This is a genomic window from Actinacidiphila bryophytorum, assembly GCF_016916835.1.
GTDB classification, from domain to species: Bacteria; Actinomycetota; Actinomycetes; order Streptomycetales; family Streptomycetaceae; genus Actinacidiphila; species Actinacidiphila bryophytorum.
In genome coordinates this window covers 1-24875 of record NZ_JAFFIX010000042.1, presented here as the reverse complement: position 1 = coordinate 24875, position 24875 = coordinate 1, and the positions used below count along the sequence as shown (strand labels likewise).

The window sequence follows — 24875 nt, the reverse complement described above, 5'->3', positions numbered from 1 at the left end:
AATGGAGCTCCTCCCGATGCATCCCGTCATCTCGGCCTCGGTGCCGCTACTCGAACCGCCGGGCTGGGCGACAGCGCAGCGCGAGCTGTTCGACCTGCTCGACCGGGCCTGGCGCCGGTTCGCCCGCGACTTCACGGGGCCCGACGGACGGCTGCTTTACACCGGCGAGCTGACCTCCCGGGACGGCGTGGACGACTTCTACGAGGTCTTCTTCAACTGGCCCCAGCTGTACCTGCTCGGCGGCGCGGACGACCTGCTCGACCAGAGCGAGCACCATTGGGAGGGCGTCACCCGGCAGCTGACGGAGCTGGGCATGCTCAAGGACGAGTACGAGCGCGGCTACGACTGGTTCCACCAGGGCGAGAGCCTGCTGCTGCTGTACTTCCTGTGCATGGCCGCCCCCGACCGGTGGGCCGGGCGGGCACGGCGCTTCGCCGACCTGTACGTCGACCCCGGGCACGGCAACTACGACCCGGAGCGGCGCATCATCCGCCGGCCGCACAACGGCAGCGACCCCGGCAGGGACGGCCTGTCGGACGGCGACTCCTACCCGTGGCTGCCCAAGGAAGCCCGGATGTACGGCTTCCCGCTGAACTGGATCCTGCCCGCGGGCGCCGAGCCGCCGCCGCTGGAGTCCGACCCGCGGCTCGGCGCGGAGATGCGCCGCCGGATGGGCGACGGCGACACCGCGGTCAACCTCTCGGCCGCGGGCCTGGTCCTGAACGCCTGGATCGTCTCGGGGGAGCAGCGCTACGCCGACTGGATCGCCGAGTACGTGGGCGCCTGGCGGGAGCGCGCCGCCGCCAACGGGGGCCTGCTGCCCGACAACGTGGCACCCGACGGGACCGTCGGCGGGCTGCTGGAGGGCCGCTGGTACGGCGGCCACTACGGCTGGAGCTGGCCGCACGGCTGGTACAGCGTGGGGCATGCGGCGATCGTCGCGGCCCTGGCCGGCGCCGCGGTCAGCGGCGACGACTCCTACCTGGACATGGTGCGCCCGGTCCTGGACGAGATCATCGCGCAGGGCAAGGTGATGTCCTTCACCGAGGCCGACTCCAGCATCACCTCCAAGTGGATCCCGCAGCTGGGCGAGGACGTCGCCACCCCGACCTTCCACGTGCCCTTCCGGTACGAGGACGAGGGCTGGTTCGACTACAACCCCATGCTGATGGCCGTCCCGACGGCGCTGTGGCACCACACCGCCTCCGACGCGGACCGGGCGCGTATCGAACGCCTGCGCGCCGCCGCCGGATACGACTGGCGTACGGTCCGCTCCTTCCGCAGCAAGGAGGAGGCCGGCCACGAGGAGCCCTGGCTGGCGTATCTGGCGGGCGACGACCCGGCCTACCCGGAGAAGATCCTCGCGGCGGCCCAGGCGCAGGTGCGGCACCGGCTGTCGCGTATGGAGAAGTACCGCGGCTGGGACGTGCCCGAGGCGGACATCCACCTGTGGCAGCAGTCCAACCCGGTGGTCACCGAGGCGCTGGTCCAGCTGACCTGGGGCGGCCCCCAGGTGGTCTACAACGGCGGTCTGCAGCAGGCACGGGTGCGCTACCACGACGCCGGCGCCCGCCGCCCGGGACTTCCCGCCGGGGTCGCCGCGCTGGTCTCGGCCATCGACCCGGAGGCCACCGTCGTGGACCTGGTCAACCTCGACCCGGAAGCGGCGCGTTCTGTGGTCGTCCAGGCCGGCGCCTTCAGCGAGCACACCATCCGCTCGGTGGAGTACAGCGTCTGCGAGGACCCCTCCTGGATCGGCGACCTCTACGACTACGGGCACACCGCCCCGGTGGTGACCTCCGCGTCCGCGGTGGTCGAAGGCCCCTGGCTGCAGGTGGACCTCCCCCGCTCCAGCACCGTCCGGCTCACCCTGCGGCTCGCCCTGCGCACCCGGCCGCCGTCCTACCGCGGCCCGTTCGACGACGAGCCCGGGCAGGCCGCGCCGTGAAGCGCCGCCCGCTGGGATCGACCGGCCTCGACGTCTCCGAGCTGGGGTTCGGGGCGTCCCCGCTGGGCGCGGTGTACGGCGCCTTCGCGGAACCCGACGGGATCGACGCCGTGCACGCCGCCCTGGACCTGGGGATCTGCTTCTTCGACGTCTCCCCCTACTACGGGGCGACGCTCGCCGAGACGGTCCTCGGCAAGGCCCTTCGCGGTGTCGAGCGCTCCGGCTACGTCCTGGCGACCAAGGTCGGCAGGTACGGCGACGACGAGTTCGACTTCACCGCGGAACGCGTCGAGCGCAGCGTGCACGAGAGCCTGGAGCGGCTGCGCACCGACCACCTCGACCTGGTCCAGTGCCACGACGTCGAGTTCGGCGACCTCGGCCAGGTCGTGCACGAGACGCTCCCCGCGCTGCGCAGACTGCAGGACGCGGGCCTGGTGCGTGCGGTGGGCGTCACCGGGTACCCGCTCGGCGCCCTGCACCACGTGGCGGACCGCGGCGCGGTGGACACGGTGATGTCCTACTGCCAGTACACCCTGCAGAACCGGCGCCTGGCACGGCGCCGCCCGGACTTCGAGCGGGCGGGCGCCGCGGTCGTCAACGCCGCGCCGCTGGCGATGGGGGCGCTCACCGGACGTGGCCCCGCCCCGTGGCACCCCGCACCGGCGGCCGTGCTGGAGCGCTGCGCGGCAGCGGCCGCGCTCTGCCGGGCCAGGGGGGCCGACATCGCGCGGCTCGCGGTCCAGTTCGCCGTCTCCACCGGGGGCTTCGCCTCCACGGTGGTCGGCACATCAAGCGCCCGGGAGGTGCGCCGGCTCGCCGAGTGGACCGCCCAGCCCCTCGACGAGGAACTGCTGCGTGCCGTGGAGGAGTGCCTGGCCCCGGTGCTCGACCGGGGCTGGGCCAACGGGCGCCCGGAGAACCAGTATTCCGAGGAGCAGCCATGACCATGGACCAGCCGTCCGGCGCTGCCGCGGTGCGGCGCACACCGGTGCTCGACAGCCACGTCCACTTCTGGGACCCGCAGCACCTGTCCTACCCCTGGCTCGCCACCGTTCCCGCCCTCGACCGGCACTTCTCCCCCACCGGCTTCCTCGGCGACGCGCCCGAGCCGGTGGAGGCGGTCTTCGTCGAAGCCGGGCGCGACCCGGACCAGGCGGCCCGGGAGGTGGACTGGGTGCGCGGCCTGGCGCGTACGCAGCCGTGGATCCGCGGCGCCGTCGCCCACGTGAGCCTGGACGACCCCGCCGGCGCTGCGGAGGCCGTCCGCGGCTTCGCCGCCGACCCCTTCGTCGTCGGCGTCCGCCACAACGTCCAGGACGAGGCACCCGGCTTCACCCAGGACAGCGTCTTCCGCGCCGGTGTGGCGCGGCTGGGCGAGGCGGGGCTGCCCTTCGACGCGTGTGTGCGGCAGCAGCAGCTCGGCGAACTCGCCGAACTGGCGGCCGCGTGCCCGCAGACCCTCGTCGTCCTCGACCACCTCGGCAAGCCGTCCGTGCCCGGCCCCGACCCCGCGTGGCGGCCGAACCTGCTCCGGCTCGCCCGGCGGGACAACGTGGTGTGCAAGCTGTCCGGGCTCGCCACCGAGGCGGCGCCCGGAACGGACGCAAGCACCCTGCTCGCCGTGCTGCGCGAGGTACTCGACGCGTTCGGCCCCGACCGGTGCCTGTACGGCGGCGACTGGCCGGTGATGACGCTCGCCACCTCGTACGGGCCCTGGCTCGACCTGGTCCGCGAGGCGCTCGCCGACCTCTCCGCGGCCGACGCCGACGCCGTCATGCGGACGAACGCGGTCCGCACCTACCGGCTCGGCGACCGCGCGACCGCTCCCGTCCCCGACGAGGCCGACCGGCCCGCATGAGCAAAGGAATCCGTATGAGACGCCTCGCCCAGACCATCCGGCTGCGGCCCGAACGCCGCGAGGAGTACCTGGAGTTGCACCGCTCGGTATGGCCGGGCGTGGAGGCCGCGCTGCACGCCGCACACATCCGCAACTACTCGATCTTCCTTCGCGACGACGTCCTGTTCAGCTACTTCGAATACCACGGCGACGACTTCGAGGCCGATATGGCGTCCATCGCCGCCGACCCCGAGACCCGGCGCTGGTGGCAGCTGACCGACCCGTGCCAGGAGCCGTGGCCGGACACCGGAGCCGGCGGCAACTGGTCGGACCTGGAAGAGATCTGGCACCTGACCGAGGAGTCCCCCGCGTGAACGCACGACGAGTGGCCTACACCGCGCCCAGGACACTGGCGCTCGAAGCCGGCACCGCCGCGGAACCCCCGCCGGGACACGTCGCGATCGACGTGGCCTACACCGGCATCTGCGGGACCGACCTGCACATCTTCCACGGCTCCATGGACGCCCGGGTGGATCCGCCGCAGGTCATCGGGCACGAGATGTCAGGACGGGTGGCGCAGGCCGCCCCCGACGTCACCGGGTGGGCGGCCGGCGACAACGTCACCGTCATGCCCCTGGTCCCCTGCGGGCAGTGCCCCGCGTGCCGGGCCGGCCACCGCCACATCTGCCACCACCTGGTGTTCCTCGGCATCGACGCGGCCGGCTCCCTGCAGTCCCGCTGGACGGTGCCGGCCGACACGCTCGTCCGGCTCCCGGAAGGCCTGCCGCTGGACCGTGCCGCGCTCACCGAGCCCACCGCGGTGGCGGTGCACGACGTGCGCCGCGCCGAACTGCGGGACGGCGAGAAGGCCCTGGTCGTCGGCGGCGGGCCGATCGGCCTGCTCATCGCGGTCGTCGCCCGCCGCGGCGGAGCCGACCTGCTGCTGGTGGAACCCGACCCCTACCGGCGCGGGATCGCCGGGTCGCTGGGCCTGGCGACCCTGGACCCCGCCACGGCCGACACCGCGGAAGCGGTCGCCGACTGGACCGGCGGCGCCGGGGCGGACGTGGCCTTCGAGGTCTCGGGGGCGGCAGCCGGGGTGACCACCGCGATCGACGCGCTGGCGACACGCGGCCGGCTGGTGCAGGTCGCCATCCACCCGGCCCCGCGCGAGGTCAGCCTGCACCGCTTCTTCTGGCGCGAACTGACCCTGGTGGGGGCACGGCTCTACCACCGCGAGGACTTCGAGACCGCGGTGGGCCTGATCGCCGACGGCCACATCCCGGCCGAGTCGCTCATCTCCCGGATCGAGCCCATCGACCGGGCCGCGCAGGCCTTCGAAGCACTGGAAGCGGGCGCGGGCGTGATGAAGGTCCTGATCGACTGCCAGTCCGAGGCGGGAGCAGACGCACGATGACGACGACAGGTCCCTTCGACCTCACAGGCAAGCTGGCGGTCGTCACCGGCGCCCGCCGGGGCATCGGGCTCGCGGTCGCCGAGGCGATGGCGGCGGCCGGCGCCGACATCGTGGCCGTCAGCGCCGGTATGGAGCCGTCCGGCAGCGAGGTCGACAAGCGCGTGACCGCGCTCGGCCGCACCTGCACCGCGCTGCAGGCGGACTTCGCCGACCGCGCCGCCGTGTCGCGGCTGGCCGCGGACCTCGGCGACCTGGGCCGGCCCGTCGACATCCTGGTCAACAACGCCGGCACCATCGCCCGCGCGCCGGCGGCCGAGCACTCCGACGAGGCGTGGGACCACGTCCTGACGGTGAACCTCAGCAGCCAGTTCGCCCTGACCCGCGAGGTCGGGCGGCGCATGCTGGGCCGGGGCCAGGGCAAGGTCGTCTTCACCGCCTCCCTGCTCAGCTTCCAGGGCGGCATCAACGTCCCCGGCTACACCGCGGCGAAGTCCGGTATAGCCGGCCTGACCCGGGCGCTGGCCAACGAATGGGCCGGCCGCGGCGTGAACGTCAACGGCATCGTGCCGGGCTACGTGGCGACCGACAACACCCAGGCGCTGCGGGAGGACCCCGCCCGCTATGCCGCCATCCTCGACCGGATCCCCGCCGGACGGTGGGCCAGACCCGAGGACATCGCCGGCGCCGCGGTGTTCCTCGCCTCGCCCGCTGCCGACTACGTCCACGGCGCCCTCATCCCCGTCGACGGGGGCTGGCTCGGCCGCTGACGCGCGCCGATTCCTCCCGGGGGCCGCAGCAGGCACGGCGGCCCCCGGCCGGCCCCCGCCGGCTCGAACTCCCGACACAGAGGACAGTCATGCACCGTTATCCACGGGCGACCGCCGCGGCCCTCGCCGCGGCGCTCGCCGCCCTGGCCGCGAGCGCGCTCACCGCCGCTCCCGCACATGCCGCTGCCGCACCCGGGCCGGTGGCCCGTATCGTCGTCTCCCCGCAGGGCGGCCACGGGCCGGCGGCCGACGGCCGGCACGTCTCCACCCTGCAGGAAGCACAGAAGCTCGCCCGCACCCTGTCGGGCAAGGCCGACGTGATCGTGTCCCTTGCAGGCGGCACCTACCGCCTGGCCGAGCCATGGAAGCTCACCAGCGCCGACTCCGGGCGCAACGGACACACCGTCACCTGGCAGGCGCTGCCCGGCGAGCAGCCGGTGCTGTCGGGCGGACAGCAGGTGACCGGCTGGACGCTCAAGGACGCCGCGGACAACATCTACGCCGCCCCCGTACCCGTCGGAGCCGACTCGCGGCAGCTGTACGTCGACGGTTCACTGGCCCCGCGCGCCGCCGTCTCCATCTCCCGCAGCGACGTCAAGATCACCCCCACCGGGATGACCATCGTCAACCCCGCGCTCGACTACCTGGCCTCGCTGCCGCAGCAGAGCCGGATCGAACTGGAGAGCCAGAACTCCTTCACCGACCGCTATGCGCCGGTCCAGTCGATCAGCGGCTCCACGATCACGATGCAGCAGCCGGCCTGGAACAACAACAACTGGGGCTACGACACCCTGGCCAGCCCCTTCGCCGGCGGCAGCCTCCAGCTGGAGAACTCCTACAGCTTCCTGAAGACCGCAGGCCAGTGGTACCTCGACCCCCAGGCCGGCCAGCTGTACTACAAGGCCCCGGCAGGGACGGACCCGTCGCACAGCGACATCGAACTGCCGCGCCTGACCTCGCTGCTCCAGATCAGCGGCAGCTACACCGACCCCGTCCACGACATCACCGTCAAGGACATCGCCTTCCAGCACACCACCTGGCTGCAGCCCAGCACCTCCGCCGGCTACGCCGACCAGCAGAACGGTGCCTTCATCGCGTCCGCCTACCCGCAGCCGAGCGACTTCATCACCTCCTGCCGCAGCGGCTGCCCGCAGTTCGAGGCCGCCCGCAACGGCTGGCAGCAGATGCCCGCGGCGGTGCAGGTCTCCGCGGCCCGCGGCATCACCTTCACCGGCGACACCTTCGCGCACCTGGGCCAGGTGGGCCTCGGCATCGGCAACGACGCCGACGCGCACGCCTCCGGCGTCGGCCTCGGCACGTCCGACATCACCGTGCACCACAACACCTTCACCGACGACTCCGGTGCCGGCGTCGTGGTCGGCGGTATCCAGCCCGACGCCCACCACCCGTCCGACCCCGCCATGGTGAACCGCGACGTCACGATCACCGACAACCTCGTCACCAAGGTCGCGGAGGACTACCGCGAGATGTCCGGCATCCTGTCGACGTACGTCACGCATGCGGTCATCAGCCACAACGAGGTCTCGAACCTGGCCTACGACGGCATCGACGTCGGCTGGGGCTGGGGCGCCAACGACCCCGGCGGCAGCCAGGACTACCGCAACCGCGGCCTGTACGACTACCAGCCCGTCTACACCACGCCCACCACGCTGAAGAACACCGTCGTCACCGACAACCTGATCCACGGGACGAAGAAGGTCTTCCACGACGGCGGCAGCCTCTACAACCTGTCCGCCAACCCCGGTTCGGTGTTCGAGGGCAACTACATCCACGACAACCAGCACACGGTCGGCCTGTACCTCGACGAGGGCTCCCGCTACGTCAGCCTGAAGAACAACGTCATCCAGGACTCCGGCGTCTGGGCCTTCACCAACGCAGGCAGCACCAACAACACCAACGACAGCACCTTCGACACCAACTGGTACAACTCCGGAGCCACCCAGGTCGCCACCGGCTCACCCCACAACAACATCCTGACCGGCAACGTCCAGGTCAGCGGCGACAGCTGGCCGCTTGCCGCACAGCGGGTGATGTACACGGCCGGCATCGAACCCGCCCTGCGCACGCCCGCCGACTCCCGGCCCGCTCCGGCAGGCGCGGCCCTCACCGCCGGGAAGTCCTCGCTGGACGCAGGCGGCAGCACCACGCTGACCGGCACGGTGCAGAACTTCTCGACGGGCCGGATCACCGGGCTGAAGGCCGGCCTCGACCTGCCGGCCGGCTGGACCGCCGAGCCGGTCGCGCCGGCCCCGGCCACGCTCGCCGGCGGCGCCACCGCGTCCTTCAGCTGGCGGGTGACGGCGCCCTCCACGGTCACCGACCCGCTGAGCAACGCCGCCTTCACCCTGAAGGCGGCCTACCGCAGCGGCCCTGAGCAGTTCAGCACCTCATCGACGGCCCGTGTCGCCGTGGCCGGCGCGCTGACCTCGCTGCGGTCCTTCGGCTCCGTGCCGTCCGTCTTCGGGCAGCAGGGCGACCGCTACGCCATCCTGACCGGCGGCAACGACATCTGGGGCGCCGGCGGCCAGCACTTCGACGAGTACGGCGCGATCTACAGCCCGGGGGCGGCGGGCCCCAGCTCCACCCTCACCGTCAAGGTGACCGCGCAGCAGGCCGTGGACCCGTGGTCCAAGGCCGGTCTGGTGCTGCGCAACGACCTGTCGGCGCCCGGTGTCTCACAGGGCTACGCCGCCCTGGTGGCCACCCCGGGCAACGGGGTCTCGCTCCAGTGGCAGGACGCGACGACCCCGGGATACCTCGACCAGTTCGCCGCCTCGGTGGACAAGGCGGTCAAGGCTCCCGTCTGGCTGCGCCTGGTCCGCAGCGGCGACCGGCTCAGCGGCTACTACTCGGCCGACGGGGCCGGTTGGACCCAGGTGGGCTCCGCCATCACCCTCGCGGGGGCCGCAGCGGTCCAGGACGCGGGCATGATCGCGACCGCCCACAGCCCGAGCGCACAGGGGGAGGCCGACTTCAGCGACTTCCAGGTGAGCTGAGCCCGCAGGCCCTGTGTGCGTGGGAGCCGCCCCCGGCCGCTGTGGCCGGGGGCGGCTGCCACATCCGGGTCACGTCAACTGCGCGCCCACTTCTGGTTGGTGGCACCGGTGCACGTCCACAGCTGCACCAGCGTGCCGTTGGCGGTGCCGTAGGCGCTCGCGTCCAGGCACAGGCCCGTCTGGACGTTGGTGATGCTGCCGTCCGAGTTGAGGTTCCACTTCTGGTTGTTCTGGCCGTTGCAGTCCCAGATGATCGCCCGGGTGCCGTTGGCCGTACCGCTGCCCTCGTCGTCCAGGCACTTGGTGCCGTAGACCTGGAGCTCCTTGGCGCTGGTGAGGTTCCACTGCTGGTTGCTGCCGCCGTTGCAGTCCCACAGCGCGGTCTGCGTGCCGTTGGTCTGGCTGAGGTTGGGCACGTCCACGCAGCGCCCGGAGGCGCTGCCGCGCAGCACACCGCCGGTGCCGCCGCCGGAGGAGCCGCCGTAGCCGGCCGCGGTGATGCTGGCCTGCACCGCGTTCTCCGTGGCGTCCGACGGGAAGCCGGCGGTGATCGCGCCCTCGAAGAACTCGCCCTGACCGGAGACGCTGTTGTCGCCGCCGGTGCCCAGCAGCAGGGAACTGTCGGTCTTCATCGGCGAGTAGCCGTTCGGCAGGCCGCCCGAGTAGGTCGTGGTGAGACTTCCGCTGGCGGCGTTGCCGTATTTCAGTGTGAAGTTGCTGGTTCCGTTGTTCTTCTCCCACGCGCTCACGAACGGGAAGTGCACGCCCTGGTTGTTGGCGTCGTGGTTGGACCCGCTCCCGGTGTGGAACATGCCGTTCTCCAGGTCGGCCTCCACCCACGGGCCGGTGCCGGTGCAGCCGCCGAACCAGCAGGCGTTGCCCCAGTAGATCGCGTTCATGGTGGCGTTGCCGGTGTCGGTGTGCGTGTTCTCACCGCTGCCGTAGTCGAAGCAGCACCACTGGTTGGTGAAGTTCGACGAGGTCACCATGTAGATGCCCTCGGGCTGGGAGCCGGTGGGCGCCCCGCTGGCGTGGTCGATCCGGTACCCCACGCCCTGCTTGACCTTCACGCCGAAGACCGGGTGGCCTCCCGCGGTGACCGGCAGTGCCGCCGCGTCGGCGCCCACGTCGGCGCCGTTCGCGCCCGGCCCCTTCCAGTAGCCGCCCCAGGAGATGGGCATGTCGTTGTGGCGGGTGGTCTGGTCGTAGATCTTGCTGATGATGCAGGACGTGTTGGCGCAGAAGGTCGTCTGGACCGACGCGTCGGCGTATCCGCCCGCGGACAGCAGGCCCACGTCGTGGTAGGTGTGGTCGGAGGCGCGCTGCACCTGGTACAGCGGCCCGTCGTAGGCGGCGAACAGCGCACGGGTCGTGGAGTGCGCCGCGATACAGGGTGTGCCGCCGCTTTGGTAGATGTCACAGGGCAGCGGCGAGGCCGCGGCGGCTGCCGCCCGCGGGCTCGGGTCGCTCGCGGCGGCCCGGCCGCCGAAGACGGCCGCGGCCATCGCCAGGGCGAGCAGCAGGATGAGCAGGGGTCTCGCCCGCCGCAAACCGGCGGGCGGGGAAGATGCGGTGCTGTGCATCGGCTCTCCTTCGATTGTGGGGGTGGTACTCCCGCTCAGCCGGGGACCAGGGCGGTCCACGTCTGGTTGGCCTGGCCGTTGCAGTCCCACAGCTGGAGCTGCGTGCCGTCGGTGGTGGAGGAGGCGGGATCGTCCAGGCAGCGGCCGGACACCGGATTGCGGTAGGACCCGTTCACCGCCTGCCAGACCTGGTTGGCACCGCCGTTGCAGGTCCAGATCTCGACCTTCGTCCCGTTCGCGGTGCCGCGCCCTGTGGCGTCCAGGCACTTGCCGACCGCGCGCAGGGTGCCGTCGGCGTAGGCCGTCCAGTTCTGGGCTGCGGCGTTGTTGCAGGTGTAGATCTGGGCCGGGGTGCCGTCGGTGCTGCTGCCGTTCCTGACGTCGAGGCACTTGCCGGAGATCCCGGAGCGGACCGGGCCCGAGGCGGAACCGGAACCCGAGCCGCCGAGCCATCCGGCGCTGTCGGCCGCCTGGACTCCGCGGTGGAAGGCGTCGGCCATCTTCTGGTACCCGTTGTCGTTCGGGTGCAGGTAGTCCGACAGGTCGGCGGTGGTCACCGCGCTCATGTCCACGTACCCGACGTGCTTGCCCGCGGCCTGCTCGCTCTGCACGATGCCGGGGATGGCCTGGTTGTACGCGCCGCGGTACTGCTCCTCGGTGCCGCTGGTCGACACCACGAGCGAGGCCACCAGCACGGTCGCGGACGGGACGTCGCGGGTGATCTGGTCGACGAGCGACTTCAGCCGGGCGGTGGCCGTGGAGACCTGGTAGTTGCCGTTGAGGTCGTTGGTGCCGATCTCCAGGGTGACCACGGTGGGCTGGTAGCGGGACAGGGCCGCGTCGGTGAGGGCGGCGACCTGGTCGATCCGGTAGCCGGAGTGCCCCTCGTTGTCGGGGTCGGACATCGACCCGCCGCGCAGCGATCCGACGAAGTCGAGCGGATGGCCGTCGGCCGCGAGTTCGTTGTACAGCGCGGCACGGTATCCGTTGCCGGTGCTGCTCCCGACGCCCCAGGTGATCGAGTCGCCCAGCGGCATGAGGCGCACGGATGCCGTGGAGGCGGGGGTGGCGGCCGCCGCAGGTGCCGCCGAGGCCACGCCCGGCAGGCAGAGTGCCGCGGCCACGGCGAACAGGAGCGCGGTCAGAGGTTTTCTCATGGTTTTCCTCGTCTGGTGAGGAGGGCGGACGCCCCGGGTGGAGTGCAGGGCACACCGTTCTGCGGTGGACCGCGACGGCGGCATCGGCCTGTACCGCGTGCGCAGCACGCGGTCGCCGGAACCGGCCCTCGGGCGCGCAGGTCCGGCCGCGGGACCGGCGCACCGGGCGGCGGACAGCGGCTGAGCGGTGGTCAGGTGACGCTGACGGACCTGTGCGGCCGTCGGCCGTCGCCACCGGGATACGACACACCGACGTGGCACGCGGATACCGGCGTCGGGGGCGGATGCACTGCAGTTCTCACGGGGGGCTCCTGCATGAGGTCCGCGGCGCCCGATGTGAGCGCTCACAACCCTCGGTGTGGGGGGATTGCACGGAGACAAGTTGCATACCCACCGCCGGACTTCCGCAGCAGTGGGACACGATGAGACTGACATATACCGGCGACGGAACTCAAGAGTCATGCAGCGGACCGTCTGCGAGCGGGAGGCCCGCCGGACCGCCGGGACCACAGAGCCCCGACCGGCCGGGCGCGCCCGCCACAGGATGCCGCAGGTCACAGCGTCGCAGTCGGCCGACGGTCGGCAATCACCCGCAAGCGTACGGCAGTTAGCCGCTCCGCCGCGACCGCTCGACCAGCCGGTCGCACCGGCCGTCCCGCCGCGGTGCGGCCGGCTGCCCGGCTCCGATGTATATGACAGCAGGCTCCGACCTCGGGGAATCGGACCGGGCGAGCGGAGGGGGTTGACACCTCCTGCCCGATGCGGAACGCTGCGGTCGTTCCGACGACAGACGCTGTCCCGAAAAACGGGTGTGTCACCGGTGAGTTTGTTAGCGCTCACATATCTTGGTGGCACACTCGGCCTTGGCTGCCCCCCACATGCCAGGAGACCTGCGTGAACGTCAGATCCATGGCACTCGTACCCGCCCCGCGGCACCGCCGCGCCGTCCGGCCGGCCCCACGGACCCCACCGCTCACGCACCCATGACAGCGCCGGCACGCGCCGTCCCACGGGACCGCGCCCAGGAGGGAGATCCGATGGACGACCAACTCGCACAAGGCGGTGCACCGTCCCGTCACGGCGGCATCCGCCGCATCTGGGAGTCGGCCCTGCGCCGTGCCCGGCCGAGAGCCGGGAGCGCCCAGGAGCACAGGCCGCTGCGCAGGCGCGCGGCTCTCCCGGCCAAGCTGGCGGCGGCCGCGCTGCTCGTGGTCGGCGGTCTGGCCGGCGGCGCGGTCGGCGCCGGCACCGCGGGGGCCGCCACGTCCGAGCCGTGTGACATCTACCAGTCAGGCGGCACCCCGTGTGTGGCCGCGCACAGCACCACGCGCGCGCTGTACGGCTCGTACAACGGCCCGCTGTACCAGGTCAGGCGTGCCTCGGACAACGCGACGAAGGACATCGGGCTGCTGAGCGCCGGCGGTTACGCCGACGCCGCCGCCCAGGACTCCTTCTGCTCCGGCACCAGCTGCGTGATCACGGTCATCTACGACCAGTCGGGCCGCAACAACAACCTGACGCAGGCTCCCGCGGGCGGCGCGGCCGGCGGCCCCGACAACCTGGCCAACGCCACCGCTGCCCCCACCATGGTCGGCGGCCACAAGGCCTACGGCGTCTTCGTCGCCCCCGGAACGGGCTACCGCAACAACCACACCAACGGCATCGCCACCGGAGACAACCCCGAGGGCATGTACGCCATCTTCGACGGCACCCACTACAACGGCGGCTGCTGCTTCGACTACGGCAACGCAGAAACGGACAGCAACGACGACGGCAACGGCACGATGGAGGCCATCTACTTCGGCAACATCAAGGTCTGGGGCTACGGCAGCGGCAACGGCCCCTGGATCATGGCCGACCTGGAGAACGGCCTGTTCTCCGGCGTCAACCAGCACTACAACGCCAACGACCCGACGATCAACTACCGCTACACCACCGCGATCATCAAGGGCACCCACAACCAGTGGGCCATCCGCGGCGGCAACGCCCAGTCCGGCGGCCTGTCCACCTTCTACAGCGGCCCGCGCCCGAACGTCTCGGGCTACAACCCGATGCGCAAGCAGGGCGCGATCATCCTGGGTACGGGCGGCGACAACAGCAAGGGAGCGCAGGGCACCTTCTACGAGGGCGTCATGACCTCCGGCTACCCCTCGGACGACACCGAGAACGCCGTCCAGGCCAACATCAACTCCGTCGGCTACGCCAACTCCTCCGGGTCCGGTACGACCGGCCCGCTGCACGCGGTGGGCGCGGGCAAATGCCTGGACGTGCCGAACGCCTCGGCCACGCCGGGGACGCAGGTGCAGATCTACGACTGCAACGGTCAGGCGAACCAGAGCTGGACGCGTACGTCGTCGGGTCAGCTGACGGTCGTCTCCGGCGGCGCGCAGCTGTGCCTCGACGCCTACAACAACCAGACCACCGCAGGCACCAAGGTCGAGACCTGGTCCTGCAACGGCGGCGCCAACCAGCAGTGGAGCGTCAACTCCAACGGCACGGTCACCGGCACCCAGTCCGGCCTGTGCCTGGACGTCACAGGCGCCTCCACCGCCAACGGCGCCCTCGCCGAGCTGTGGACCTGCAACGGCGGCAGCAACCAGCAGTGGACGCTCGGCTGACGGCAGCCGCACCGCGAGAACCGCATCACCCACCCCGACGGCCCGCCGGCGCTCCCGGCGGGCCACCGGCGTGCAAGCCGTACGCCCCCGACACCCCAGGAGACGTCATGCGCTTACTGCAACCGACCGCGAAGCACGCGGTGACGGCGGCCCTGTGCACTCTCGGCCTGATCTGCACCGCCACCCCCGCGCACGCCAGACCCCCCGCCGCCACCGCCCCCTCGGTGCCGATCTACCTCGACACCGGCTACTCCTTCCAGGAACGGGCCGCGGACCTGGTCTCGCGCATGTCGCTGGACGAGAAGGCCCAGCAGCTGCGCACCAACAGCGCACCGGCCATCCCGCGCCTCGGCGTGCAGCAGTACACGTACTGGAGCGAGGGCCAGCACGGCATCAACACCCTGTTCGCGAACACCAATCCCGGGTCGGTGACCGGCGGCGTCCACGCCACCAGTTTCCCGACGAACTTCGCCGCGTCCATGAGCTGGGACAAGGACCTGGTCTACCGGGAGACCACCGCCGTCTCGGACGAGGCCCGCGGCCTGCTGGACAAGTCGCTGTGGGGCACCGGGCAGAACAACCTCGGTCCGTCCAGGGACGACTACGGCATGCTCACCTACTGGGCGCCGACGGTGAACCTCGACCGCGACCCGCGCTGGGGCCGCACCGACGAGGCGTTCGGTGAGGACCCCTACCTCGCGGGGCAGATGGCCGGCGCCTTCGTCAACGGCTACCAGGGCCAGAACCCCGACGGCACCCCGCAGGGCAAGTACCTCAAGGTCGCGGCCACAGCCAAGCACTACGCGCTCAACGACGTGGAGCAGGACCGCACCGGCATCAGCTCGGACGTCTCGGACGACGACCTCTTCGACTACTACACCGCCCAGTTCAAGAGCCTCATCGAGAAGGCGCACGTCGCCGGGCTGATGACCTCCTACAACGCGATCAACGGCACACCGTCGGTGGCGAACACCTACACCACCAACCAGATCGCGCAGCGCACCTTCGGCTTCGGCGGCTACATCACCTCGGACTGCGGTGCGGTGGGCACCACCTACCAGGGCTTCCCCGCGGGACACGACTGGGCGCCGCCCGGATGGACCACGGACCGCAAGGGCGCGAGTGCCACCTGGACCGAGACGGCCACCGGGCAGCAGCTCTCCGGCGCCGCCGGCGGCCAGGCCTACGCGCTGCGGGCGGGGACGAACGTCAACTGCACCGGCGCGGAGGCGACGTCGCTCGACATCGGACAGGCGATCGCGGCGGGAGTCCTGAGCGAGGGAGTCGTCGACAACGCCCTGGTGCACCTGTTCACCGTCCGGATGCGGACCGGTGAGTTCGACCCGGTCGACAAGCAACCGTACACGAAGATCACCAAGGCGGCGATCGAGTCCCCCGCGCACCAGGACCTCGCGCGGACCGTCGCCGACAACGCCCTCGTCCTGCTGCAGAACGACAAGCCCGGCGGCGCCGGCAAGCCCCTGCTGCCCGCGGACCCTGCCGCGCTGGACAAGGTCGTGATCGTCGGCGACCAGGCGGGCAAGGTCACGCTCGGCGGCTACTCGGGCGACCCGACCAAGAAGGTGGACGCGGTGCAGGGCATCACAGCCCAGGTCACGGCGGCCAACCCGGACGCGCAGGTCGTCTACGACGCCGCCGGCACGTCCACCACCGCGACCGGCGCCGCCGTTCTCGGCGACAAGACCCGGGCCGACATCCGCGACGCGGACCTCGTGGTCATCGCGGTCGGCACCGACGAGGCCACCGCGGGCGAGGGCAAGGACCGCAGCGGCCTGGCGCTGCCCGGCAACTACGGCAGCCTCATCGACCAGGTCGCCGCGCTGGGCAACCCCAGGACCGTCCTCGACATCCAGTCCGACGGGCCGGTGGCCGTCGAGGCGTACCGCAGCGAGGTCGCCGCCGTCGTCTTCGCCGGCTACAACGGCGAGAGCCAGGGCGACGCCCTGGCCGACGTCCTCTTCGGCCGGCAGAACCCCGGCGGGCACCTCAACTTCACCTGGTACAAGGACGACTCGCAGCTGCCGGCCATCTCCGACTACGACCTCGCGCCGTCCGGCACCGGCGGTCTCGGCCGCACCTACCAGTACTTCACCGGCACCCCGACCTATCCCTTCGGGTACGGCCTGAGCTACAGCACCTTCGCCTACTCCCACGTCCGCGCCGACCGCCGCTCGGTCGACGCCGACGGCACCGTCGCGGTCGGCTTCGACGTCACCAACACCGGCTCCGTGCCCGGGACCACGGTGGCGCAGCTCTACGCGGCCGCCGACTTCACCGTCAAGGGCCGGGAACTGCCGGACAAGCGGCTGGCGGGCTTCCAGAAGACCAGGGTCCTGCAGCCCGGCGCCACACAGCACATCACGCTGCGCGTCCGCGTCCCCGACCTCGCCTTCCACGACGGCCGGCAGGCCAAGCAGGTCGTCTACGACGGCCGCTACCGCTTCGAGGTCGGACCCGACTCGGCCACCACCGCGGGCTCGGCCCGGGTGACCGTGCACGGCAGCCTCACCCCGCACGTCGCGTACGTGACCGTGCAGCCCGAGTCCGTGGTCTACGACGCCGGCCAGACCATCGACCTCACCGGCCGCAACCGGTGGATCAAGGACGACACCGACCCCGCCGCCCAGCCGGGCCGCAACCTGGCGGTCACCGCCGACCACGTCGTGCAGGCGGCCAACGACGACGGATCGTTCGTGGACCTGTCCAGGACCCCGGTGCGCTACACCAGCAGCGACCCGTCGGTGGCCACGGTGAGCCCCAGGGGCGTGGTCACGACGGTGGGCAACGGTGTGGCGACGATCAGCGCGACCGTGCACGGGGTGACCGGTTCCGCGGTGATCCGCGTCCACCACACCCTGGCCGTCTCCGCGGCGCGCATCGTCACCCCGGGAGTCCCCGTCACCGCGACCACCACCTACACCAACACCGGCCCCACAGCGCTGCCTGACGCGTCGATCACCCTGTCGGCGCCTGCCGGCTGGACCGTCACCGCGACGTCGCCCGCCACCTTCCGCGAGGTCGCGGCCGGCGCGTCGGTCACCACCACCTGGAGCGTGACTCCCCCGGCCGACACCGCACCGGGCAGCTACGCGCTCGCCGCCTCCGCCACCTACCGGGGAGCACGGGCCGGCGACGACGCCGTGGGGCAGTTGCTCGTCCCCTACTCCTCGGTCGGCGAGCTGATCACCAACGTCGGCATCAGCGACGACGCAGAGCCCGGCAGCGGCAACCTCGACGGCGGCGGGCAGAGCCTGTCCCAGCAGGCCCTCGCCGCCCAGGGGATCGCCTCGGGCGGCACGGTCGCCCACGACGGGCTGACGTTCACCTGGCCCGCCACGGGCACGGGCAAGCCCGACAACATCGTGGCGAGCGGGCAGACCGTCCCGTTCACCGGAGGGGGCAGCACGATCGGCTTCCTCGGCACCGCCGACTACGGCAACGCGTCGGGCACCGGCACCATCACGTACACCGACGGCACCACCCAGGACTTCACCTTGTCCTTCCCCGACTGGTGGGCCAACAGCCCCTCGGCCGGCAACGACGTCCTGGCCACGACCGACTACTTCAACAACGGCGGCGGCAAGGTCCAGCAGAAGGTGAGCGTGTACGCCGCCACCGCACCGCTCCAGGCCGGCAAGACCATCGCCTACCTGACCCTGCCGAACGTCGGACCGGACGCGGCCACCAACCAGGTGGCGCTGCACATCTTCGCCATCGCCGTCGGCTGACCACCGGCGTACCGCGGCGGCAGACGGCACACAGCCGTGCGGCCCGGGTCACCACCCGGGCCGCACGGCCTTGCTGTGTCCTGGAAGGGGCGTCCTGGAAGGGGCGTCCTGGAAGGGGCGTCCTGGAAGGGGCGCGGGTCACGTCCTCCGTCGTGCCGTCATGGTCCGCTGGATCAGGATGAAGGCGAAGAGCAGCACCCCGGTGGCGATCTTCGTCCACCAGGAGCTGAGGGTGCCCTCGAACTGGATGAGGGTCTTGATCAGGCCCAGCACCAGCACCCCGAACAGCGTGCCGACCACGTACCCAGAACCGCCGGTCAGCAGGGTGCCGCCGACCACGACCGCGGCGATCGCGTCCAGTTCGAGGCCCACCGCGTGCAGCGGGTCACCGGACTGGATGTACAGGGTGAACAGCAGCCCGGACAGCGCGGAGCAGAATCCGCTGACGGTGTAGACGGCGATCTTCGTACCCGCCACCGGCAGGCCCATCAGCAGCGCCGACTGCTCGTTCCCGCCGATGGCGTACACCCGCCTGCCGAACCGCGTGTAGTGCAGCACGTAGAACGCGAGTGCCAGCACCGCCAGCGAGACGACGGCGGCGATCGAGAGGAACGACCCGCCGGGCAGCGGGACATGGGTCTGGGCGAGCCTGTCCACCGTGGGGTCGGAGATCGATATGGACTCCTTGCTGATGACCAGGCACAGGCCGCGGAAGAAGAACAGCCCGGCCAGGGTCACGATGAAGGGCTCGATCTCGAAGTGGTGGATCACATAGCCCATCAGGTAGCCGCCGAAGGCTCCGACGGCCAGGGCGATGGGCGCCACCAGGAGGAGCGGCAGGCCCTGCTTCTCCACCAGCCAGGCGGTCAGCATGGTCGTGAACCCGATGACCGAGCCCACCGACAGGTCGATCCCGCCGGTGAGGATGACGAAGGTCGCACCGACGGCGGCAACCAGCAGATAGCCGTTGTCGATGAAGAGGTTCATGAAGACCTGGGCGTCGAGGAACCCGTAGGACTGGTAGCGGAAGGCCCCGAAGCCGAACATGACCACGAACAGGGCGGCCGTCACCAGGACGGGCAGCCGCCGGTCCTGCAGCAGCCGGCGCCCTTCGCCGCGCGTGCGCAGGGTCTCGATCACGCTCACGGCGACACCTCCAGCTGCGGCGCCGCGTCGGCGGTCGCGCCCGGGCTTTTCTGGGTACGGCCGCGGCGCCTGGCGCGAGCGCCGAACACCTTGGCCCGGAAGAGCGGGGACTGCATGAGGCAGACGACGATGACGACGACCGCCTTGAAGACCAGGTTGGTCTGGGTGGGCACACCGATGGTGTAGATCGTGGTGGTCAGGGTCTGGATGATGAGCGCCCCGATGATCGTGCCGCCGAGGTGGAACCTGCCGCCGGTGAGCGAGGTGCCGCCGATCACGACGGCCAGGATCGCGTCGAGTTCGATCCACAGCCCGGCGTTGTTGCCGTCCGCCGCGGACACGTTGGAGCTGATCATCAGCCCGGCGATGCCGGCGCACAGCCCGCAGAACATATAGGCCATGATCTTGATCCGCCGGGAGCGGATGCCCACAAGACGGCTGGCCTCGGCATTGCCGCCGACCGCCTCGACCAGCAGGCCGAGGGCGGTACGGCGGGTGAGCGCCATGCTCAGCGCCACCACCAGGGCGACCACGAACAGGGAGAACGGCAGGGCCAGCCAGTAGCCGCCGCCGATCAGCGAGTACGCGTCGCTGTTGACGGTGATGATCTGGCCGCTGGTGATCAGCTGGGCGATGCCGCGGCCGGCGACCATCAGGATCAGCGTGGCGATGATCGGCTGGATGCCGAGCCGGGCGACCAGCAGGCCGTTCCAGGCGCCGCACACCAGGGAGACGGCGAGTGCCAGCGCGAAGGCCAGCAGCACTCCGGCCACACTGCCCTGGTCTGCCTGCTTGCTGACCACCAGGCAGGCCAGCGCGCCGGAGATGGCCACCACCGCACCGACCGACAGGTCGATGCCTCCGGTGGCGATCACCAGGGTCATCCCGATCGCCACCAGGATCAGCGGTGACCCGAACAGCACGATGGAGACCAGGCTCCCGTACAGGTGGCCGCTCTTGAGGTGGATCTCGAAGAACCCCGGGGTGAAGGGGACGTTGATCACGAGGAGCGCGACCAGGGCGACCACCGGCCAGAACAACCGGTGCTGCGTGGCCGCGCGCCACAGGGATGTCAGGCTCACTGATGCTCTCCGCTCGCAATGATCTCCAGGACCCGCCCGGCAGTGATGTCGGGCCCGTTGGCCGCGCGCGCCACGAGCCGGCGGTCGCGGAGTACGCCCACGGTGTGGCTGAGCCGCAGCACCTCCTCCAGCTCGGCCGATATGTAGACCACGGCCATGCCCTCCTCGGACAGCGACACCACGAGCTTCTGGATCTCCGCCTTGGCCCCCACGTCGATGCCCCGGGTGGGCTCGTCGAGGATGAGCAGCCTCGGCTGGGTGAGCAGCCAGCGGGCCAGCAGCACCTTCTGCTGGTTGCCGCCGCTCAGCGACCCGGTCTTCGCCTCGGGGTCGGCGGGACGGATGTCCAGTGCCGCGATGTACTTGGCGACCAGCTCGTCCCGCTGCGCCACGGGGACGGGGCGGGTCCAGCCGCGGGCGGCCTGCAGGGCCAGGATGATGTTCTCCCGGACCGTCAGGTCGGGGACCAGGCCCTCGGTCCTGCGGTTCTCCGACAGGAAGGCCACTCCCCTGCCGATCGCGTCGTTCGGCTCCCGCAGCGCGGCCTGCTCGCCGCGGATGTAGACCTTGCCGCCGTCGGAGGTGTCCGCGCCGAACAGCAGGCGGGCCAGCTCCGTGCGGCCCGAGCCGAGGAGCCCGGCGAGCCCGAGGACCTCCCCTGCCCTGACCTCCAGGTCGAACGGGGCGATACCGCCGGCCCGCGAGAGGCCCTCCGCCCGCAGGAACGGCTCGCTGGTGTCCGGCTCGCCATGGTGCTCGCCGAGTTCCTCCAGCTCGTCCAGGTCCTTGCCGATCATCAGCTTGACCAGGTCCACCTGGCCGAGGTCCGCGACCATGTGCTCACCGACCAGTGCCCCGTTGCGCAGCACCGTCATCCGGTCGCAGACCTCGTAGATCTGGTCGAGGAAGTGGGAGACGAACAAGATGGCCACCCCGTCCCCGCGCAGCCGCCGCATCAGGGCGAACAGCTCCTCGACCTCGTCGCGGTCCAGGCTGGAGGTCGGCTCGTCGAGGATCAGCACCCGCGTGCCGGCCCCGGCGTCCCCCGTGCCGCCGGCCGCGGGGTCGCCTGAGCCGACGGCGCGGATGATGGCCACCAGCTGCTGGACGGCCAGCGGGTAGGAGCCCAGCGGTGCGGTGACGTCGAGGTCCAGGCCGAACCGGGTCACCAGCTGCGCGGCCTGCCGGCGCAGTTCCTTCCAGCGGATCCGGCCGCCTCCCACCGGTTCGCGGCCGATCAGGATGTTCTCGGCCACCGAGAGGTTCTGGCAGAGGTTGACCTCCTGGTAGACCGTGCTGATACCGGCCTGCTGGGCCTGCAGCGGGCTGGTGATGCGGACCGGCCGCCCGTCGAGGGCGACCGTTCCGCCGTCGAGCGGATGAACTCCCGTCAGGACCTTGATGAGCGTGGACTTCCCGGCCCCGTTCTCGCCGAGAAGCGCGTGGATCTCGCCGGGGAACAGCCGGAAGTCGACGTCCGACAGAGCCCGTGTGCCGGAGAACTCTTTGACTATGCCCGTCATCTCCAGGACGGGCGAAGGCTCTGCCATGGCAGCGCTCCTCGGTGGAATCGTCACGACGTGGACGGGAGTCCCCCGCACACCCGGACCGTGGTGGACAGGTGTCAGTACTTGCGGCTGGGCAGTGCCGCCGCGGCCTGGTCCGCCGTGTAGTCGGTCTCCTGGGTCTTGATCCAGCGCGGGAGCGTGGATCCCTTGCCCGCGTGCACCGTCTTGACCGCGTCCATCAGCTGCGGGCCGAGCAGGGGGTTGCACTCGACGATCCCGTTGATCTGCCCCTTGGACATCGCCACGAACCCGTCGTGCACGCCGTCGACGGACACGATCTTGATGTCCTTGCCGGGGGTCTTGCCGGCCGCCTGGATCGACTGGATGGCGCCGATGGCCATGTCGTCGTTGTGGGAGAACAGCACGTCGATGTCCGAGTGCGCCTGCAGGAAGGCCGCCATCACCTGCTTGCCGCCCGCGCGGGTGAAGTCCCCGGTCTGGCTGGCGATGATCGACCACTCCGGGTGGCTGGCCTTCATGATCTTGGCGAAGCCCTTGGCCCGCTCGATCGCGGGGGCCGCACCGGTGGTGCCCTCCAGCTGCGCGATCTTGACCGGTCCCGTGTGGCCGGCGAGGACCTTCTCCAGCATGTGCGCCGCACGCTCTCCCTCGATCTCGAAGTCCGAGCCCACCAGGGTGACGTAGAGCGAGGGGTCGGAGGTCTCGACCGAGCGGTCGGTGAGGATCACCGGGATGCCGGCGGCCTTCGCCTCCTTCAGCACGGTGTCCCAGCCGGTGACGACGACCGGCGAGAACGAGATGACGTCGACCTTCTGGGCGATGTAGCTGCGGATCGCCGAGATCTGGTTCTCCTGCTTCTGCTGGGCGTCGGAGAACTTGAGGTTGATGCCGGCGGCCTTGGCGGCCTCCTTCACCGACTGGGTGTTGGCCGCGCGCCAGCCGCTCTCGGACCCGACCTGGGAGAAGCCCAGGGTGATCTGCTTGCTCCCGCCCCCGGTCTTGTCCGAGCTGGAGGAGGACTTGGCGGGGTTCTTCTTGGCGCATGCCGCGAGGATGCCGGCGGCCGAGACGGCCGCGCCTGCGGTGAGGAAACCGCGTCTGTCGATCATGTGTCTCTCCTTCGAGGAATCCGGCAGGTGAGTCGCTGCAGGTTGCGGGCACGCCCGCCCCGTGCGGACCTGGCAGCGGCGCTGCCGGAGCGGGGGCGGGGAGTGTCAGCAGGTGGTGGAGGATGGGGGGTGAGCAGGTGGGGGTGGTGTCGGCGTCAATGGATGTGAGCGTTAACACGGGCTGAGCGATGCCGACGCCGTCTCCTCCTCACCACCGGACGGAAAGTCTCCGCGGTCTTCCACCCGAGGTGGCGGGCCGTTGTGGTAGTGAGCGCTAACACCATTGCTCCCTCTCGTACTTCGAACCAAATGCAGTCACCGCCGTGCCGACACACATCGCCCTGCGGCACGAGCGAGCGAGATCCTCGGACGCCGTACGATCTTTTCGCGGCACCCTAGGGCGGCCGCCGGGGCACGTCAATAGATCACACAGCACGCCCACAGGCGCTACGCGCACATCAGGGCAGACCGTGCCAGGACAGGCGCACCTCGGCACCCGCCGCCCGCGCCGGCGGCGTAGCCGAGGTAGCCGCGGCGGTGGAGGCGGGTGCTCGTGCAGTTGACGGACCGAAACGGGTGGACCTGTCCGGCGTGCGGCTGTCGGCGGCGGAAGGCGGGAGCCGCCGACGGCCCGTGGCCGACCGGGAGTTCCGCGTCCACGGCGAATGTTTCGGCCTCCGGTACCCGGTCCGCGGGCACCGGTCGCCCCCACTCGGGCGGACCAGGCGGAACCGTCCTTCCGGTAGGACCCGGCAAGACATCCGACCCTTGCGCCGGGTCGGTCTCCCGGCGGGGCGTCAGCCGCCCTGCCCGACGCCTGCCCTCGCCGCCGGGGCGAGAGGTCTCCGAAATTTTCGCGCCGCGGGCGTTGACCTTTCGTACCCGGCGGGTCCACACTTGCGACCGTTTCGCCTTGCCCGCCATGCCGTGACCCCCCGACACCTCACGCCGTGGCGGCCAGACCCTCGTCGCTGGACCCCCCACCGCTTCCAGGCCGGCGTGCTCCTTCCCGCACTCCCGGCCGGAGCGCCAAGAAATGAGGTCGACATGGCGCCGGAGAACTGCCGCGCCCCCGATCCGCCGCGCCGCGCACGGCGCAGCTCGCACCATCCGCCGGCTTCCCTCGGCGGGGCAGCTCCGCGACCGTGTGTTAGCGCTAACAGCACCGCTGGCGACGACACACCTGTAGGTGTTACCTGGTGCCACCTCACCGGCCCCGGTGTCCGCGGGCGGCTGCCGGACACACCACACCCACACTCCTGGCGGCCCATGACGGGGCCGGCCGAAACCGATCACTGAAGGACGAGGAGGTCCCCATGCACAGAGCAAGGTTCCGCCACAGGCGTCTGCTTGTGGCGCTGGCCTCGATGCTGGCAACGGTGGGCGTGGTGGCGGCGATGCTCGTCGCCAACCCGGCCCAGGCCGCCACCAGCGGCGCGTTGCGCGGCGCCGGCTCCGGCCGCTGCCTGGACGTGCCGAACGCCAGCCAGACGGACGGCACGTATCTGCAGATCTACGACTGCAACGGTCAGACGAACCAGCAGTGGACGCTGACGTCCAGCAACCAGCTGACCGTCTACGGCAACAAGTGCCTGGACGTCCCGGGCCACGCGACCACGGCCGGCACCCGGGTGCAGATCTGGAGCTGCAGCGGGGGTGCGAACCAGCAGTGGCGGGTGAACTCCGACGGCACGATCGTCGGCGTGGAGTCCGGGCTGTGCCTGGACGTCACCGGCGGCGCCACGGCCAACGCCACGCCGGTGGAGATCTGGACGTGCAACGGCGGCAGCAACCAGAGCTGGTCGGGCCTGTCCGGCGGAGGAGGCACCACGACGCCGCCGACGGGTGGTACGTGCACCCTGCCGTCGTCCTACCACTGGTCCTCGACCGGTGCGCTGGCCCAGCCGGCGAACGGA

At 71.1% G+C, this 24875-nt stretch carries 16 protein-coding genes; 10 read left to right on the top strand and 6 right to left on the bottom strand.

All coding sequences use genetic code 11. The features are described 5' to 3' along the window. Nucleotides 1-16 precede the first annotated feature (16 nt). From JT723_RS33560 to JT723_RS33530, 7 genes are all read left to right on the top strand, one after another. Entirely contained in the window at nucleotides 17-1948 is a 1932-nt protein-coding gene (locus JT723_RS33560; RefSeq protein WP_205048671.1) for a DUF8034 domain-containing protein, read from the top strand. Continuing rightward, nucleotides 1945-2892: an aldo/keto reductase gene (locus tag JT723_RS33555; protein WP_205048670.1), complete on the top strand. Its 948-nt coding sequence runs from the start codon at nucleotides 1945-1947 to the stop codon at nucleotides 2890-2892. Before JT723_RS33560 ends, JT723_RS33555 begins: the two co-directional genes overlap by 4 nt. Next, nucleotides 2889-3806 carry an amidohydrolase family protein gene (locus JT723_RS33550; protein ID WP_205048669.1) on the top strand — a complete coding sequence of 306 codons (918 nt, stop codon included), beginning with the start codon at nucleotides 2889-2891 and terminating at the stop codon, nucleotides 3804-3806. The genes JT723_RS33555 and JT723_RS33550 overlap by 4 nt, the downstream gene beginning before the upstream one ends. A gap of 14 nt (nucleotides 3807-3820) precedes the next feature. After that, entirely contained in the window at nucleotides 3821-4159 is a 339-nt protein-coding gene (locus JT723_RS33545) for an L-rhamnose mutarotase (RefSeq protein WP_205048668.1), read from the top strand. Further along, nucleotides 4156-5202 carry a zinc-dependent alcohol dehydrogenase gene (locus JT723_RS33540; protein ID WP_372441409.1) on the top strand — a complete coding sequence of 349 codons (1047 nt, stop codon included), beginning with the start codon at nucleotides 4156-4158 and terminating at the stop codon, nucleotides 5200-5202. Before JT723_RS33545 ends, JT723_RS33540 begins: the two co-directional genes overlap by 4 nt. Continuing rightward, nucleotides 5199-5969 carry an SDR family oxidoreductase gene (locus JT723_RS33535; protein WP_205048667.1) on the top strand — a complete coding sequence of 257 codons (771 nt, stop codon included), beginning with the start codon at nucleotides 5199-5201 and terminating at the stop codon, nucleotides 5967-5969. The genes JT723_RS33540 and JT723_RS33535 overlap by 4 nt, the downstream gene beginning before the upstream one ends. Nucleotides 5970-6058: 89 nt before the next feature. Beyond that, nucleotides 6059-8986, top strand: coding sequence for an NEW3 domain-containing protein (locus JT723_RS33530; protein WP_205048666.1), 2928 nt, complete (start codon nucleotides 6059-6061; stop codon nucleotides 8984-8986). Nucleotides 8987-9060: 74 nt separating this feature from the next. Here the strand turns inward: JT723_RS33530 and JT723_RS33525 are convergent, their stop codons facing one another. Beyond that, nucleotides 9061-10569, bottom strand: a complete 1509-nt coding sequence (locus tag JT723_RS33525) for an arabinofuranosidase catalytic domain-containing protein (RefSeq protein ID WP_205048665.1) — start codon at nucleotides 10567-10569, stop codon at nucleotides 9061-9063. A gap of 35 nt (nucleotides 10570-10604) precedes the next feature. After that, a complete protein-coding gene (locus JT723_RS33520; protein WP_205048664.1) occupies nucleotides 10605-11726 on the bottom strand; it encodes an SGNH/GDSL hydrolase family protein in 1122 nt (373 codons plus the stop codon). A 1037-nt stretch (nucleotides 11727-12763) separates the two neighbouring features. Here JT723_RS33520 and JT723_RS33515 point away from each other — a divergent pair. Together JT723_RS33515 and JT723_RS33510 are read left to right on the top strand one after the other, a co-directional pair. Then, nucleotides 12764-14344: an arabinofuranosidase catalytic domain-containing protein gene (locus JT723_RS33515; RefSeq protein ID WP_205048663.1), complete on the top strand. Its 1581-nt coding sequence runs from the start codon at nucleotides 12764-12766 to the stop codon at nucleotides 14342-14344. A gap of 107 nt (nucleotides 14345-14451) precedes the next feature. After that, nucleotides 14452-18093, top strand: coding sequence for a glycoside hydrolase family 3 C-terminal domain-containing protein (locus JT723_RS33510; RefSeq protein WP_205048662.1), 3642 nt, complete (start codon nucleotides 14452-14454; stop codon nucleotides 18091-18093). Nucleotides 18094-18231: 138 nt separating this feature from the next. Here JT723_RS33510 and yjfF read toward each other — a convergent pair whose 3' ends face one another. From yjfF to JT723_RS33490, 4 genes are all read right to left on the bottom strand, one after another. Then, nucleotides 18232-19239 (bottom strand): galactofuranose ABC transporter, permease protein YjfF, encoded by a 1008-nt coding sequence (gene yjfF, locus JT723_RS33505; RefSeq protein ID WP_205048661.1) that lies wholly within the window; start codon nucleotides 19237-19239, stop codon nucleotides 18232-18234. After that, a complete protein-coding gene (locus JT723_RS33500; RefSeq protein ID WP_205048660.1) occupies nucleotides 19236-20321 on the bottom strand; it encodes an ABC transporter permease in 1086 nt (361 codons plus the stop codon). Before JT723_RS33500 ends, yjfF begins: the two co-directional genes overlap by 4 nt. Further along, the gene (locus JT723_RS33495) at nucleotides 20318-21871 is read right to left on the bottom strand and encodes a sugar ABC transporter ATP-binding protein (protein ID WP_205048659.1); all 1554 of its coding nucleotides are present in this window, start codon (nucleotides 21869-21871) and stop codon (nucleotides 20318-20320) included. Before JT723_RS33495 ends, JT723_RS33500 begins: the two co-directional genes overlap by 4 nt. A gap of 74 nt (nucleotides 21872-21945) precedes the next feature. Then, nucleotides 21946-22959, bottom strand: a complete 1014-nt coding sequence (locus JT723_RS33490) for a substrate-binding domain-containing protein (RefSeq protein ID WP_205048658.1) — start codon at nucleotides 22957-22959, stop codon at nucleotides 21946-21948. A gap of 1316 nt (nucleotides 22960-24275) precedes the next feature. Between JT723_RS33490 and JT723_RS33485 the strand changes: the two genes are divergently transcribed. Next, nucleotides 24276-24875, top strand: a 600-nt coding sequence (locus JT723_RS33485; protein ID WP_205048657.1) for an RICIN domain-containing protein, incomplete at its 3' end; no start/stop codon positions are given.

What these genes read in the sequence shown, in the direction of transcription:
- JT723_RS33560 (WP_205048671.1), top strand. Translation starts at nt 17, where the DNA reads ATGCATCCCGTCATCTCGGCCTCGGTGCCGCTACTCGAACCGCCGGGC.
- JT723_RS33550 (WP_205048669.1), top strand. Translation starts at nt 2,889, where the DNA reads ATGACCATGGACCAGCCGTCCGGCGCTGCCGCGGTGCGGCGCACACCG.
- JT723_RS33545 (WP_205048668.1), top strand. Translation starts at nt 3,821, where the DNA reads ATGAGACGCCTCGCCCAGACCATCCGGCTGCGGCCCGAACGCCGCGAG.
- JT723_RS33535 (WP_205048667.1), top strand. Translation starts at nt 5,199, where the DNA reads ATGACGACGACAGGTCCCTTCGACCTCACAGGCAAGCTGGCGGTCGTC.
- JT723_RS33530 (WP_205048666.1), top strand. Translation starts at nt 6,059, where the DNA reads ATGCACCGTTATCCACGGGCGACCGCCGCGGCCCTCGCCGCGGCGCTC.
- JT723_RS33525 (WP_205048665.1), bottom strand. Translation starts at nt 10,569, where the DNA reads ATGCACAGCACCGCATCTTCCCCGCCCGCCGGTTTGCGGCGGGCGAGA.
- JT723_RS33520 (WP_205048664.1), bottom strand. Translation starts at nt 11,726, where the DNA reads ATGAGAAAACCTCTGACCGCGCTCCTGTTCGCCGTGGCCGCGGCACTC.
- JT723_RS33515 (WP_205048663.1), top strand. Translation starts at nt 12,764, where the DNA reads ATGGACGACCAACTCGCACAAGGCGGTGCACCGTCCCGTCACGGCGGC.
- JT723_RS33510 (WP_205048662.1), top strand. Translation starts at nt 14,452, where the DNA reads ATGCGCTTACTGCAACCGACCGCGAAGCACGCGGTGACGGCGGCCCTG.
- JT723_RS33495 (WP_205048659.1), bottom strand. Translation starts at nt 21,871, where the DNA reads ATGGCAGAGCCTTCGCCCGTCCTGGAGATGACGGGCATAGTCAAAGAG.
- JT723_RS33490 (WP_205048658.1), bottom strand. Translation starts at nt 22,959, where the DNA reads ATGATCGACAGACGCGGTTTCCTCACCGCAGGCGCGGCCGTCTCGGCC.